The following is a 15,422-nucleotide window of genomic DNA, read 5'->3' as shown; positions in this document are numbered from 1 at the left end:
CAATCCTCCGCTTTCTAATGAAATGATGACAACGAGCTCGTCATGAAGTTGAAGACAAGAATGACGAACGCGACAATATTGAGCTTGGCCAGCTGTTGTCCGGGATACTTGTCCAGCGCCCGCATATAGACATAGATGACGAAGATGAGGAGCGACAAGAAGGAAGTAATCACTTTCCAATCAAGCAGCAGAATCGCTTTGCCCTCCACAAGAAGGGATATAATCGCAATTGCAAGCGACAAGGCCAGCAGTGGCACACCGATGACGATGGTGCGGTCCATATACCTTTCGATCCGATCCAAGCTGGGGAAGCGCCGCACAGCCTGCGACCAGCGCTTGCTCTTGAGCCGATGGTGCAAGTACAAGTACATGCCGGCAAGAACGGCGCCGATGGTCAATGTAGCGTAGGCGCATAAGATGAGGCTAATATGTACGAACAGCAATTCTCTGGTCGCCTGCCAGATATCCAGCGACTGTCCCTCCGCCGTCCCGCTGTACAAATGCAGGGCGAATACGGCAAAACCGATAATATTGACAAAAAACACAACATAATCGATAAAGAAGAATTGATGAATGACTAACGTAATTGTGATCATAAGCCAGGAAAAAATAAACCAATATTCCAGCCCGCTCAAGCTGACTATATCCATCTGGATGAGCGATGTGAGCCGTTGGACCAGATAGGCGCTCTGCAAAACCCATACAAAAATAAGCAGCCCTGTACCTATCCGTTTCGCCCTCCGGTTCGCATGCATAAAGTCGGAGAAATAAAACAGTAAGCTCAGGGCATAAATATAAAGCACTGCATCATATATCCACTTGGCTGTTCCCATCATCCTACCACCTCGCAAGCTTGCTGGAATCTGCGTCTCCTTCTCTCCTGTCAGGAGGAAGGAGTCACGTACGAGCCAGAGCTGCTGCCGGCGCTTTCGAATGAGACGCGCTGCCTCCGGATTTGGCGGCTTGCGGCTTGGCGGTCTCTTGCTGCTCCAAGAGCTGACCTTCCAGTGCGAACAACTTCACGAACATATCCATCGCTTCCTCTGCCCGTCTCTCGCCAGCCGCTTCCTTAATGCGCAGGATGGGATCATGCATCATCTGGCTGACCATACTCTTCGTAAGCTTGCGGATGACCTTGAGCTCATGCTCTTCCAGAGCAGGAAGCTTGTTCGTCAGACTGGCCATCGTCTCCTTGTGGATATCTTCCGCCTTCGTCTGAAGAGCGCGGATAAGAGGAACGACGCCAAGCGTTCTGTACCATTGCTGGAACAGCTCCATCTCTTCGCTGATCATCGCTTCAATCTTCGCGGCTTCCTGCCTGCGCATCTCCAGATTGCTCTGCACGATACCCTCCAGATCGTCTATGTCATACAGGAATACATTCTCGATAGAAGCAATGGAAGGATCAATATCTCGCGGAACCGCAATATCGATCATGAACAGCGGCCTCGACTTGCGCCGCTTCATCGCTTCCGCTACATTGTCTCGCGCAAGCACGTAACCTTGCGAGCCGGTCGAGCTAATGATGATATCCACCTCTTGCAGTTTGTGCCGCACCTCCTCCATGGAGCAAGGCACGCCATTGAACTTGTCCGCAAGCTGCATCGCCCGATCGAATGTCCGGTTCACGACGATGACACGGTCGGCCCCATTCGCATACAGATGCTTCGCTGTCAGTTCGCCCGTCTCTCCTGCGCCTATGACCATGACCGTCTTCTTCGCGAATTGGCCGAATATCTGCTTCCCAAGCTCAACCGCCGCATAGCTGACGGATACGGCGGCTTCCCCGATCAACGTCTCGGAATGCGCCCGCTTGGCCATCGTCACGGCCTGCTTGAACAGCATATTGAATACCGTGCCCGTCGTCTTCTCACGCTGCGACAGCAGGAATGCGTCCTTCACCTGCCCCAATATTTGCGTCTCGCCGATAACCATGGAATCCAGGCCGCTTGTGACGCGGAACAAATGCTCTATCGCTTTATCGTCTTCGTACATGTATAAGTGGTTCGTGAAATGCTGACGTTCCAGCTTGAACCAGTTCTCCATAAAGCTGCGGATATAATGACCGCATATATGATGCCTGTCCACGACGGCGTACAGCTCGGTCCTGTTGCAGGTGGCGACGATGACGCATTCCAGAATGCTCTTCGTATTCATCAGCTGATGGAGCGCATGCGGCAGATCGCTCTGGCTGAATGTGAACTTCTCCCTGACTTCCACCGGCGCGGTTCGATAATTGAGCCCGACAGCAATAATATGCATCTCTCGCTTCACCTGCCCCCTTGTGATTTCTGTACGACCCTTGTTTATCAACGAATATTATAGCATAATTCGACATGTACTCTAGATTCATTTATGAATAATGTTTGAAAAATACAACATCATTATTCCCCATATCTGCAAAGAAATAACCATGGATCAAGTCCATGGTTATCCCAATATCGTACACTATCCGAGCAAACCTATACCAGCTCGGTTTGTTTCATTTTCGGCTCTTCCACTTGCATCTCGCCCAGACCGCGCACAAGCTTCTTGGCATGTGTCGTCGTCGGCTTCAATACGGAAAGCATGTAATCGATCGCCAGCTGAGGATCGACGGTTTCACCGCAAGTGTAACAATCCAGCGCGGCGAATCCTCTCTCAGGATACGTATGGATCGAGAGGTGGCTCTCAGACAGCAGCACGAGCACTGTCGCTCCTTGAGGTTCAAATTGTTTACCTTGCACCGATAATACTGTAGCACCGCATGCCTCGGCGGCTTCTACCATGTGTGACTGCAAAAACTCAGCGCTGTTCAGCAAATCAAAATCTACACCCCAAGCATCAACAGCAACGTGTCTTCCGAAAGTTGAATATTCCATCTTCCGGTTCCCCCTTCCTAGGAATAAAATGTTTGAAAAATTTCATCCGCTAGGACCTACGTCATTCACTTCCCGAGGGTTTAATCTCTCGCAACATATCCATGTCCTGAGTGAATCCTGGTTCCTAATTTTGTTCAATAAGCAATGTTTTCAACGAAAATAAAAATAACATCTATCCGCGATAATTGCAACAGTTATTTTTGTTTTCACCCACAATTGGCAAAAATTCATCTCCGAAACTAATGTATGTGCGACCGAAGCGTGTTGATACACCTTGCCCGTATCGTTGCGTACTTAAAAAAATCCGGACCACCATTGGGTGGCCCGGCCCGGAATGCATCCGCCTATTGCGCAGACATTAAGCTTCCAATACGAACAGCTTGCGCGTCAACTCTCGCAATCGCTCGTCGATTGCGGCAAGCTCGCCGCGATCCCGCGTCTGATTGCGCAAATCCAGCAGTTCATTCACAGCGCCTTGCAGTAGGCCGATCTCGCGTTCCACCAGCCGGCTCTGGAACAACCGCTCCAGCGCGCCAAGCGTATCCTTGTGCTCGAATACGATGCGCTCGCCTGCTGCCGTGCTTTCGATAATTTTGTGAACTGTGCCGTTCCTATAGTGATAGATCATCGTATAATGGCTATAAATCCGGTTGACGATCGCATTGCCGCGGAATGTAGATACCGCTTTGCGCAGCGCATTGGTCAGCCTTGGTTGTACAACACGGCAATTGAGCTTGCATACGTAGTAGTGATGCTGCCGCTCAAAGGTTAGACGAATTTCCTCCCTCCCTGCTACATCCTGAAGAACGAGCCGCTGGCTGCCATGATCCAGCACCAGCACCTGAAGCCGCAATTGTTGATCCTCCATAAATGCAATAAATCGCGTCATCTCTTCATTCGTTAACTGCAGTTTGGCATTTACATACTCTGTGGCTAGCCGCTTAGCCATAAAAATCTCCTCAATTCTTTTGCTTTCGCTGCACTTGAGCAGCGTCCGCCTTTTGCACTTCCATTCTTCTATTATACGTGATCTATGCGATATATTCCTGCCTTGCGAGTCATCAAATTTGAGCATATTTCAAGAAATTTCGGAGTAATTCAAGAGGAATCCAAACTTTTTTCATCTATGCTCCGCTTTATTTAACAACTTCCTGAACTTTCTCCCCAATGTTGCGATTAAGTAGCTGCACGCTCCGCAATCATTTGCCAAAGCTCATCCCGCCCGAGACCCGATTCCGAAGAGAACAGCACCATCGTATCTCTGGCGTCCATGCCGAGTGTCTCCCTGACCAGCTTCATGTGCTTCGGCCATTTGGATTTCGGCACTTTGTCCGCTTTCGTCGCGACGACGCAAGTCGGAATATCGTAATGCTTCAGCCAATCGTACATGAGACAGTCGTCCGCGGACGGCGCGTGGCGAATATCGACGACGAGCAGCTGAAGCTTGAGCAGCTCGCGTTCTCTCAGATAAGTTTCGATCATCACGCCGAACTTCTCGCGCTGCACCTTGGACACTTTGGCATATCCGTATCCCGGAAAATCGACCAGGTAAACCATATCGTTGACCCGATAGTAGTTCAACTGCTGCGTTTTGCCCGGCTGAGAGCTCGTTCTTGCCAAATTTTTGCGCATAATCATCGTATTGATGAGGGAAGACTTCCCCACATTGGACCGCCCCGCCAGGGCAATCTCCGGCAAGCCGTCCTCCGGATATTGCTCTGGCCTGACAGCGCTAATTACAAATTGCACGTCTTTAATTTTCATGATAACGGGTTTAAAGCCTCCTCCTTCTCTCCCTCTTGCTCCGCCGGCAGCAGCGCATGCTCCAGCACTTCATCCATGTGAGATACGGGCACGAAGGTCAGCTCTTCCCTTACACTGTCCGGAATATCCCGCAGATCGCGTTCGTTGTCCTTCGGCAGCAGCACCTTCTTGATGCCCGCTCGGTGAGCGGCGAGAGACTTCTCCTTCAGTCCGCCTATCGGCAGTACGCGGCCGCGCAGCGTAATCTCTCCGGTCATCGCCACCTCTCTCGATACGTAGCGTCCCGTCAGGGCGGAGATGAGTGCAGTAGCCATCGTAATCCCCGCCGAAGGACCGTCCTTCGGTATCGCTCCTTCCGGAATATGAATATGAATATCGTTCTTCTCATGGAACCCGGGATCGATGCCGAGCGCCTCGGCCCGCGTCCGGATATAACTGAATGCGGCCTGCGCCGATTCCTTCATGACATCGCCCAGCTTGCCGGTCAAGGTGAGCTTGCCGCTGCCCGGCATGACCGTCACTTCAATCACGAGCGTATCGCCGCCGACCTCCGTCCATGCAAGCCCCGTAACGGCTCCCACCTGATTTTCCTGTTCCGCAAGGCCGTAGCGGAATTTAGGAGGACCAAGCCATTCCTTCACCTGCTCCACATCGACCACAATGGCGCCTTCGCCTTCATGGTTATTGGACACGAATTGCTTGGCTGCCTTGCGGCATATGCCCGCCAGCTGCTGCTCCAGGTTGCGGACGCCAGCTTCCCTTGTATATTCGCGTATAATTAGCCGCAGCGCTTCATCTGCAAGCTCCAGCTGCCCCTCTTCCAACCCGTGCTCTTCCATCTGCTTCGGGAACAAGTATCGTCTGCCGATCTCTTCCTTCTCCAGCTCCGTATACCCCGGAATGTAGAGTACTTCCATACGGTCAAGCAGCGGACGCGGAATATTGTGTATCGCGTTCGCCGTCGTCACGAACATGACATGGGACAAATCGAACGGCACCTCGATATAATGGTCGCTGAACGTGCTGTTCTGCTCCGGGTCCAGTACTTCCAGAAGCGCTGAGGCCGGATCGCCGCGGAAGTCCATTGCCATCTTGTCGATCTCGTCCAGCAGGAAGACGGGATTCCTGCTTCCCGCCGTCTTCATGCCCTGCATAATCCGCCCCGGCATCGCTCCTACATAGGTGCGACGATGACCTCTGATCTCCGCTTCGTCGCGAACGCCGCCTAGCGATATACGGACGAACTTGCGTCCGAGCGACTTGGCGATGGAGCGCGCCAGAGACGTCTTGCCGACTCCCGGAGGGCCTGCCAGACACAGAATCGGTCCCTTCAGCTTCTTCACCAGCTGCTGCACGGCGAGATACTCCAGCACTCTCTCCTTCGGCTTCTCCAGACCGTAATGATCGTCGTTCAATATTTCCTCGGCTTTGCTTATGCTAAGATCGTCCTCCGTGCGCTTGCTCCACGGCAAGGACAATATCCAATCGATATAATTGCGGACGACGCCCCCTTCCGCAGAAGCGGACGGCATCTTCTCCAGGCGGTCGATTTCCTTGTTCACCTTATCCCGCACACTGTCCGGAACCGCGGCTTCCTCCAGCTGGCTTCTCAGCTCTTCCGCTTCACCCGCCCGGCCTTCCTTCTCGCCAAGCTCCTTCTGGATCGCCTTCATCTGCTCGCGCAAGTAATATTCCTTCTGCGTCTTCTCCATCTGCTTCTTCACGCGCTGGCTAATCTGCTTCTCCAGCTCCAACACTTCCCGTTCATTGTTCAGCAGATCAAGCAGCCTCTCCAGCCTAGCCGAGACGTCGATCGTCTCCAGTATATCCTGCTTGTCTTTAATCTTCAGCGTCAGGTGGCTCGTAATGACATCTGCCAGGCGGCCGGGCTCGTCGATGTCCGATACGGCCGCATACGTCTCAGGTGTCACCTTCTTGGACAGCGAGATATAGTGCTCGAATTGATTCAGTACAGAACGCATCAGCGCATCTACCGCGGGATCGTCCGTCACCTCTTCCGGCAGTTCCTTTGCCAGCACCTCGTAAAACTCCTCATTGTCCAAGTAGCTCTGCACTTCGGCGCGAATTTCGCCCTCCACCAGAACGCGGATCGTGCCGTTGGGCAGCTTCAGCATCTGTCTTACTTTCGCAACGGTGCCGACCTTGTATATATCCTCGCGGGTCGGCTCCTCAATGTTCACTTCAGACTGCGAACAGAGCAGTATTCTATGATCTTCAACCATCGCGCGCTCCAGCGCGCGCACCGATTTGTCCCTTCCCACATCCAGGTGGAGCACCATGCTGGGATATACGAGAAGCCCCCTAAGCGGAAGCAGGGGCAATCGGCGGCCCTTCCCTTTGCCAGTTCCCATCCTTGGCACCTCCAATCATTAACATCACTTTATTGTATCACTCCGTTGAATCCGCCTGCAAATATGGAATGCCCGGCGCGATGTACACATCCGATCCCGCAGGCTTCTCCATCCCCTCCGGAACGACCTTCTCTTCCGGGAATACGTACTTGAATACTTCCTCGACACGATCTACAGGGATGACCTGAAGGCCTTCCAGATCCTTGAAGATCGCTTGCCAGTTCTCCCTCGGAACAATGACGCGCACCGCCCCCGCCTGGAATGCAGCCTCCACCTTCGCCAGTACACCGCCGACAGGCTTGACGTTCCCGTGTATGCCAACTTCGCCCGTCATCGCCAGCTTATTGTCAACCGGAACCCTTCTTATGGCCGAAGCAATCGCAGTCGCCATAGCAATGCCCGCGGAAGGTCCGTCAATCGGCGTGCCGCCGGGGAAATTGATGTGCAAGTCGTAGTCGTAGGGATTGAATCCGATGCGGCGGAGTATCGTAAGCACATTCTCCACCGAGCCCTTCGCCATGCTCTTGCGGCGCAGCGTCCTGCTGCCGCCGCCCAGCTCTTCTTCGTCCACGACGCCTGTAATCGTAAATACGCCCTTGCCGGCTGCCGCAGGTATCGCACTCACTTCAATTTCCAGCAGCGTACCAAGATTCGGACCGTACACAGCGAGCCCGTTCACGAAGCCGACCTGCGGTTTGTCCGGCACCTTGCGATCCGGTCGCGGCGGAATCTGGCTGCTGTTCACGACCCATTCGATATCCGCAGCGGCGATGCTCTCGCGCTTCTCCGACAGTGCCACGCCGGCGGCCAGTTGAATGACATTAACCGCCTCGCGACCGTTCGTCGCGTATTTCTTCACCACGTCAATCGCTTCCGGGCAGGGCCCGAAGCCAATCTTCTTGATTGCATTCTCCGCGACGAGCGCAATCTCATCCGCCAGCAGCGGCCGGAAGTACACCTCCATGCAGCGGGAGCGAATGGCGGGCGGAATATCTCCCGGCGAGCGCGTAGTAGCTCCGACAAGCCGGAAGTCCGCCGGAAGTCCATTCTGGAAGATGTCATGAATGTAAGTCGGGATATTGCTGTCTTCCGAGTTGTAATAAGCGCTCTCCAGGAACACTTTGCGATCCTCCAGCACCTTTAACAGCTTATTCATCTGCACGGGATGCAATTCACCGATCTCGTCAATGAACAGAATGCCTCCGTGCGCCTTCGTCACAGCGCCTGGCTTCGGCTGCGGAATGCCCGCTACTCCCATCGCTCCCGCACCTTGATAAATAGGATCATGGACGGAACCGATCAGCGGATCGGCAATGCCCCGCTCGTCGAAGCGGGCGGTCGTCGCATCGATCTCCGTAAATTTCGCTTCAGGAAGGAAGGGAGAAGAGGGATTCTTCTTCGCTTCCTCCAAGACGACGCGCGCCGCCGCCGTCTTGCCTACGCCGGGAGGACCGTATATGATGACATGCTGCGGGTTTGCGCTGCAGAGCGCAGCCTTCAGCGCGCGCAATCCATCCTTCTGCCCTACAATATCCACCATGGATTGCGGACGCGTCTTCTCGGCCAGCGGCTTCGTCAGCGATATCGATCTCAGCTTTCTCAGCTTATCCATCTCTTTGCGGGATTCACGGTCGACCGCCGACCGGTTCGTCTTCTGATTGCGCAGCAAATTCCAAAAATAAATGCCTATCACAACGGCGAAAAACACTTGCACTAACATTAACACGAGACTCAAATTCATGCTCTATCCGCCCCTTTCAAGCGTGACGGCTCCTCGCTGACCGTCATAGTTATCCGTATTATGACAGTATTGCCTCTTGAAAGTCGGAATAACCGCACAGACTGCATTCCACGCGCAAAAAAAGCGGCTTATCCCGCCCCTTCTTCATGGGGCGACGATAAGCCGCTTCTCTATCCGCTGTGAGAATGCTGCTTGCGTCCCGGTATTTCTCCGGTCTCTTCATAGACGCGGACAATCTCGTCTATCTCCTGCTTCAAGGCGTCCAGAAGGTCCGCCTCCGGCACCTTCCGAACGATCTCGCCGTACCGGAACAGCAGTCCTTCGCCTCTTGCACCAGCGATGCCGATATCCGCTTCTCTCGCTTCGCCGGGTCCGTTCACGGCGCAGCCAAGGACGGATACTTTGATCGGCACTTTAATCTTAGAGATGTAATCCTCCACCTCATTGGCGATGGAGAACAAATCAATATCCAACCTTCCGCAAGTCGGACAAGATACGAGAGTCGCGGCATTGGTTATCAGTCCGAACGATTTCAACAGCTCGCGGGCCACCTTCACTTCCTCTACCGGATCTGCGCTTAAGCTGATGCGAACCGTATTGCCGATTCCCATAGCCAACAATGCGCCGATGCCGGCGGAGCTCTTGATCGTACCGGCGTGCAGCGTGCCCGCCTCCGTAATGCCCAGATGGAGCGGATACTTGATCTTCTCGGCGGCCATGCGGTAGGCGGCGATCGCCATTGGCACGTCGGAAGCTTTCAGAGACACGATAATGTCGTGAAAGTCCAGCTCCTCCAATATGCCGATATGGAACAGCGCGCTCTCCACCATCGCCTCGGGCGTCGGATAGCCGTATTTCTCCAGCAAGTGATTCTCCAGAGAGCCTGCGTTCACTCCGATCCGGATCGGGATGCCCTTCTCCTTGCACGCCTGCACGACAGCTTCCACCTTCTCGCGGCGGCCGATATTGCCCGGATTGATGCGCACCTTGTCGACACCGTTCTCGATGGCAGCCAGAGCCAGCCGGTAATCGAAATGAATATCGGCCACCAGCGGGATATGAATGCGCTGCTTAATCTCCTTGATTGCGTCAGCGGCTTCCATATTGTTCACCGTTACGCGGACGATCTGGCAGCCCGCTTCCTCCAGACGCAATATTTCGGACACCGTCGCCTCCACATCGGCCGTTTTGGTCGTACACATGCTCTGAATAATAACTTCGTTGCTGCCGCCGATCGTCAGATCGCCTACTTTGACCGCTACCGTATCTTGACGTAAATACATAAGTTATCTCTCCCATGAACGCCAAAGTCCACCCGCTGTCCGTAGTGGTGCCTCCCGGCAGGGGTGGATGCTTTGGCTGTAATAAACGTCGATCAGGCGCTCTCTTCCTTCTTCTTGCCTTTCTTGGTCGAAAGCTCCGGCATAATCTTCTCGCGCACCGACTTCTCAGTAATGAGGCAAGTGCTCACATCGTCGCGGGACGGCACGTCGTACATGACATCCAGCATGATGCCTTCGATAATCGCCCGCAGACCGCGGGCGCCCGTATTGCGCTTGATCGCTTCCTTCGCGATAGCGTCCAATGCGGCAGGCTCGAAGTCCAGCTTCACATTGTCCATTTCCAGCAGCTTCTGATACTGCTTCACCAGCGCGTTCTTAGGCTCCGACAGAATGCGGACCAGCGCCGGCTCGTCGAGCGGCTCCAGTGTGGAGATGACCGGCAAGCGGCCCACAAATTCCGGAATCAATCCGAATTTCAACAGATCCTCCGGCAATACCATGGACAGATATTCGCCCGGCTTCAAGTCCTTCTGAGTCTCGCCGGACGAATTGAAGCCAATTACCTTCTTGCCGATACGACGTTTGATCAACTGCTCCAAACCGTCGAACGCTCCGCCGCAGATGAACAGAACATTCGTCGTATCGATCTGAATGAACTCCTGATGCGGATGCTTGCGTCCGCCTTGCGGCGGAACGGAAGCGACCGTGCCCTCCAGAATCTTAAGCAGCGCTTGCTGTACGCCTTCACCCGACACGTCGCGGGTAATGGACGGATTCTCGGATTTGCGCGCAACCTTGTCGATCTCGTCGATATAGATGATGCCCCGCTCCGCTTTCTCTACGTCATAGTCGGCAGCCTGGATCAGCTTGAGCAGAATGTTCTCCACATCCTCGCCCACATAACCCGCTTCCGTCAATGAAGTAGCATCAGCAATCGCGAACGGCACGTTCAATATTTTGGCCATCGTCTGAGCAAGCAGTGTCTTGCCCGAACCCGTAGGGCCGAGAAGCAAAATGTTGCTCTTCTGCAGCTCTACATCTTCAATCTTGCTGCCGGAATTGATCCGCTTGTAATGGTTGTATACGGCGACCGACAGAGACTTCTTCGCGGATTCCTGCCCGATAACATAAGAATCCAGAATCGCACGGATCTCTTGCGGCTTCGGAATATCCTTCAGATCCAGATCCTCTTCGCCACCCAGTTCTTCCTCCACTATCTCCGTGCACAATTCGATGCACTCATCGCATATATAGACGCCGGGTCCGGCGACAAGCTTACGAACCTGTTCCTGCGACTTGCCGCAGAACGAGCATTTTAATTGACCCTTCTCGTCGTTGAATTTAAACATGCGCTCACCCCTTCAATTAAAACATTACAATACAGGAGAAGTAATGACCTTGTCAATCAGACCGTACTGAAGCGCTTCTTCGGCGCTCATGAAATAGTCGCGGTCCGTATCCCGGTCGATTTTCTCATATGGCTGACCCGTGCGATCCACGTAGATTTGATTCAGCTTCTGCTTCGTCTTCAGGATCCAATCGGCATGAATCTTGATATCCGTAGCCTGGCCGCGCACGCCGCCCAGAGGCTGGTGAATCATAACCTCGGCATTGGGAAGCGCGAAGCGCTTGCCTTGGGCGCCTGCAGTCAAGAGCAGTGAACCCATGCTAGCCGCCATTCCCATGCAGATCGTGGATACATCCGGCTTGATGTATTGCATCGTATCATATATTCCCATTCCGGCAGTGACAGAACCGCCTGGAGAGTTGATATAGAGATGGATATCCTTCTCCGGATCGTCGGCCGCCAAAAAAAGCAGCTGAGCGATAACGGAGTTAGCAACATCGTCGTCTATCGCGCTCCCGAGAAAAATAATGCGATCCTTCAGCAATCGGGAGTAGATATCATACGATCGTTCCCCGCGATTCGTCTGTTCAACTACGATCGGTACCAGATTCATGCGACCAACCTCATTTCTTTTTTGGACTTGAATAGCACTTTCATTGTAACATGTTCGGTTTGTGATGTCATTTTCCAATACTACAGTATACGGCTGCGGTTCATTCATATGTATGGAGATTGCATGCTAAAGTTCTCAACTTGAGATATGTAAGGTCAAAATAAGGCACGTATCATACACGCGCCTTATCTTGGGTAAAGCCATTATGTGGTTCAAAGGCTACCAGCCTTTGTTTAAGCTGTTTGGCTGTTTTCAAGCAGGAAGTTGATCGTCTTGCGAAGCAGCACATCTTCGTTCAGGCTGTCCAGGTTGCCGTTCTTCTCGAAAATACTGCGCAGTTCCTCTACAGGACGGTTGTACTGCTTGGACAGCTTCTCCAGTTCTTCCGTCAGATCCTCGTCGGACACCTCGAAGCCTTCCGCTTTCGCAATAGCTTCCAGAACCAGGTTGTTGCGAACGCGCTTCTCCGCATCGCTGCGCATCTGACCGCGAAGCGCTTCTTCGTTCTGTCCGGAGAACTGGTAGTACAGGTCAAGGTTCATGCCTTGCATGCTCAGGCGCTGCTCGAAGTCCTTGAACATATAGTCGATTTCCGTATCGATCATCGCTTCCGGAATTTCCACTTCAGCAGCTTCGGCAGCTTTCTCGACAACGGATGATTCGCGCGCCTGCTCGGCTTCCTTCTCCTTGCGCTCCTGCAGATTCTTCGACAGGTCTTGCTTGTATTCCTCCAGCGTGTCGAACTCGCTGACATCCTTGGCGAACTCGTCGTCGAGCTCAGGCAGCGATTTACGCTTCAGCTCATGCAGCTTCACCTTGAATACGGCTGGCTTGCCCGCAAGCGCTTCTGCATGGTAAGTCTCAGGGAAGCTGACTTCAACGTCCTTGAAGTCTCCAATCTCCATACCGACTACTTGCTCCTCGAAGCCCGGAATGAACGAACCGGAGCCAAGCTCCAGGGAATAGCGCTCAGCTTTTCCGCCTTCGAACTGCTCGCCGTCCACATAGCCGTCGAAGTCGATTACAGCGGTGTCGCCGCTTTGCGCTGCTCCTTCTTCCACGACGTTCAGCTCGGCGTGACGCTGTTGCAGGCGCTCCAGTTCAGCCGCAACTTCCTCTTCCTTCACTTCTGTTTCCACCGCTTCAATTTCAATGCCCTTGTATTCGCCAAGCGTTACTTCCGGCTTAACGGTTACTTTCGCATTGAATTTGAAGGATTCGCCTTTGCCGATTTGTGTAACGTCGATCTCGGGACGATCGACCGGCTGCAGCTCATTCTCCTTGATAGCCGCAGTGTAAGCCTCGGGAAGCATGATGTCGATTGCATCCTGATACAGGCTCTCCACACCGAAGCGGGACTCGAAGATGCCGCGAGGCACTTTGCCTTTGCGGAAGCCCGGTACGTTAACTTTGCTGACTACTTTTTTGAACGCTTGATCAAGCGCTACCGTTACTTTGTCCGCTTCTACCTCAACGTCCAAAGAGACGATGTTCTTGTCTATTTTTTCCCATGTTGCTTTCATTTTATGCTTTCCCCTCCAAAAATGCTCATGCTTAACATGTATTCACGTTCCATAAACCATTCTAGTATAAACAAGTTGGACCAGCTTTTCAAGGCTGAGGTTCGTCTTCCTGCTGAAGAAGCGAGGCAATTCCTCTCAGCGACCTGCATGCCTGCTCGTATTGAAACCTTAGCGCTTCCGTAATCCCGTAGGCATCACGGATGTCATCGTCGTTGGCCGAGCCGTATACAGTCAGCAGCAACGTAAGATGAAGCGCCGCGGCAAAGCAGTCTATCGCACCGTCATCCTCCCGCAGCATCCATTGATAAGAAGAGGTTCCATATAGAAATTGCAAGCTTTCCTTCCACAGCTCTTGGGCAAAATGTGGCAGCGTAGGATCGTCCACTTCCACAGCTTCGGAGGTCCTCTCCAAAATGCGAAGTATAGGAGATGGAAACTCATCAATCGACAGCGGCGTCTCTTCGATACGCAGCTTCACTTCCTCGCCCAGCCGCTCAACCGTTATCTCCCCGCTCTCCCCCCGCTTCTTCAGGCATTGCAGAGCCTTGAACTGCAGGACGGGATGCAGCTGCTTGTCCGCCAGCATGGTGCGGATTCTGTGATGAACTTCATCCGATTCTATGTATGCAGCTCGTTCCAATGCGAGCATACGCTGGTCGATCATGGGATGGTGCTCCATGACATGCAGGACGCCGTTAATGTAATCCCTGTCCTGTCTGGCGGGCTGCAGCGCTTGCTCGCGAAGCTCTTCTTCGTCTCCTTCGCCGTATTCCGCTTCCTGTCCATTCTCGGGGAAAGCGACATCCAGCCATCCCAGCAGGCTGTCCCATTCCTCGTAATGCTGCTTCTCCTGGCCTTGGCATTGCAGCAGGAAGCGAAGCAGACGCTTGGCCTCGTCATACCGTTCCGCCTCCAGCATGCGGGTTAAGCTGATCTGGTACTGATCAAGCATGCTCGGGAACAAGTAAATATTATCTTTATGTTCTTCTGGTGGATCTTGAGGAGTTGTAATGATAACACCGCCTTAACCGATAAACGCATTATAAGTACTGTTGCCTTGCCGCCAGAGTTCAAGCTCAATGGATATAGTTATGTACAGCCTCGCGTAAGATTATAACATGACGCGTACTATTGAGAAACCTCTTTTGGCTCTGTCTCATTGCTTCTTCGTGTTAACACCCAAGCTAGGGCCTCCTCGCTTAAGACGCTGGTTGTGGCGACGCCTCCCTTGCGCAGCAAATTTTGTCTACTCCTTTATGTCGATTCATTGTCCTTCCCCTTTCGCGCACTCTCCAAGCTTGCTGATTGTTGATCGTAGGAGTCGTTGGTGGAGCCAGAGCAGAATAGGTAATCTTATTTTTTTTCAAAAAAAGGGTTGCAATCAACAGGCATCGCATGTTATATTATTGCTCGTGTCCCAGTAGCTCAGTCGGATAGAGCACTCGCCTTCTAAGCGAGTTGTCGGGGGTTCGAATCCCTCCTGGGACGCCATTACGTTCCGATACGTCACGATAGATGAGATACATAAATCCCCTGAATTCCTTGCTATGACAAGGATTCAGGGGATTTCGTTCGTTTTCGTGTTTTCATTTGACTCTCATTAAGTCGCCAAGCAACTATCGCTCCCCACTCATTGCCGCCGATCGTCGCTTTTTACATGATTCCCCACATAATGTTACCCACATTCGCCCAGCTCAGCTACTTTTGTATGAAATTTCATACAAAGTCACTCACCACCACCACAACCCAGCCACTTTTGTACGAATTTTCATACAAAGTTACTCACCACCACCGCATCTCAGCTACTTTTATACGAAATTTCATACAAAATCACTCGCCACCACCGCATCCCAGCCACTTTTGTACGATTTTTCATACAAAGTCACTCGCCACCACCGCATCTCAGCTACTTTTGTA

At 52.8% G+C, this 15,422-nt stretch carries 12 protein-coding genes and 1 tRNA gene; 1 reads left to right on the top strand and 12 read right to left on the bottom strand.

From position 1 onward, the window contains the following. Window positions 1–14: 14 nt before the first annotated feature. The 12 genes from M6D81_RS20365 to M6D81_RS20310 form a co-directional block, all read right to left on the bottom strand. On the bottom strand, window positions 15–836 hold the full coding sequence (locus M6D81_RS20365; RefSeq protein WP_262678855.1) for a cytochrome C assembly family protein: 822 nt from the start codon (window positions 834–836) through the stop codon (window positions 15–17). Window positions 837–897: 61 nt separating this feature from the next. Then, entirely contained in the window at window positions 898–2,262 is a 1,365-nt protein-coding gene (gene hemA, locus M6D81_RS20360; RefSeq protein ID WP_262678854.1) for a glutamyl-tRNA reductase, read from the bottom strand. Window positions 2,263–2,462: 200 nt separating this feature from the next. Further along, the gene (speD, locus tag M6D81_RS20355; RefSeq protein ID WP_262678853.1) at window positions 2,463–2,861 is read right to left on the bottom strand and encodes an adenosylmethionine decarboxylase; all 399 of its coding nucleotides are present in this window, start codon (window positions 2,859–2,861) and stop codon (window positions 2,463–2,465) included. A gap of 358 nt (window positions 2,862–3,219) precedes the next feature. Then, window positions 3,220–3,810 carry a non-ribosomal peptide synthetase module gene (locus tag M6D81_RS20350; protein WP_262678852.1) on the bottom strand — a complete coding sequence of 197 codons (591 nt, stop codon included), beginning with the start codon at window positions 3,808–3,810 and terminating at the stop codon, window positions 3,220–3,222. Between the two features lie 227 nt (window positions 3,811–4,037). After that, entirely contained in the window at window positions 4,038–4,625 is a 588-nt protein-coding gene (gene yihA, locus M6D81_RS20345) for a ribosome biogenesis GTP-binding protein YihA/YsxC (RefSeq protein ID WP_262678851.1), read from the bottom strand. Further along, window positions 4,622–6,997, bottom strand: a complete 2,376-nt coding sequence (lon, locus tag M6D81_RS20340) for an endopeptidase La (protein WP_262678850.1) — start codon at window positions 6,995–6,997, stop codon at window positions 4,622–4,624. Before lon ends, yihA begins: the two co-directional genes overlap by 4 nt. A gap of 37 nt (window positions 6,998–7,034) precedes the next feature. Then, window positions 7,035–8,738 (bottom strand): ATP-dependent protease LonB, encoded by a 1,704-nt coding sequence (gene lonB / locus M6D81_RS20335; RefSeq protein ID WP_262678849.1) that lies wholly within the window; start codon window positions 8,736–8,738, stop codon window positions 7,035–7,037. Between the two features lie 170 nt (window positions 8,739–8,908). Beyond that, window positions 8,909–10,021 carry a flavodoxin-dependent (E)-4-hydroxy-3-methylbut-2-enyl-diphosphate synthase gene (gene ispG / locus M6D81_RS20330; RefSeq protein WP_262678848.1) on the bottom strand — a complete coding sequence of 371 codons (1,113 nt, stop codon included), beginning with the start codon at window positions 10,019–10,021 and terminating at the stop codon, window positions 8,909–8,911. Window positions 10,022–10,113: 92 nt separating this feature from the next. Next, window positions 10,114–11,370, bottom strand: coding sequence for an ATP-dependent protease ATP-binding subunit ClpX (clpX, locus tag M6D81_RS20325; RefSeq protein ID WP_262678847.1), 1,257 nt, complete (start codon window positions 11,368–11,370; stop codon window positions 10,114–10,116). 24 nt (window positions 11,371–11,394) lie between these two features. Continuing rightward, the gene (clpP, locus tag M6D81_RS20320; protein WP_262678845.1) at window positions 11,395–11,982 is read right to left on the bottom strand and encodes an ATP-dependent Clp endopeptidase proteolytic subunit ClpP; all 588 of its coding nucleotides are present in this window, start codon (window positions 11,980–11,982) and stop codon (window positions 11,395–11,397) included. Window positions 11,983–12,215: 233 nt separating this feature from the next. Beyond that, the gene (gene tig, locus M6D81_RS20315) at window positions 12,216–13,505 is read right to left on the bottom strand and encodes a trigger factor (protein WP_262678844.1); all 1,290 of its coding nucleotides are present in this window, start codon (window positions 13,503–13,505) and stop codon (window positions 12,216–12,218) included. An 88-nt stretch (window positions 13,506–13,593) separates the two neighbouring features. Then, on the bottom strand, window positions 13,594–14,469 hold the full coding sequence (locus M6D81_RS20310) for a hypothetical protein (protein WP_262678843.1): 876 nt from the start codon (window positions 14,467–14,469) through the stop codon (window positions 13,594–13,596). A gap of 450 nt (window positions 14,470–14,919) precedes the next feature. Between M6D81_RS20310 and M6D81_RS20305 the strand changes: the two genes are divergently transcribed. Continuing rightward, window positions 14,920–14,996, top strand: a tRNA-Arg gene (locus M6D81_RS20305). The last annotated feature ends 426 nt before the right edge of the window (window positions 14,997–15,422 follow it).

It is taken from the genome of Paenibacillus sp. J5C2022 (assembly GCF_025567625.1).
In the GTDB taxonomy this organism is placed as follows: domain Bacteria; phylum Bacillota; class Bacilli; order Paenibacillales; family Paenibacillaceae; genus Pristimantibacillus.
The sequence above is the reverse complement of the archived record's forward strand: the minus strand, read 5'-3'. Positions and strand labels throughout refer to the sequence as shown.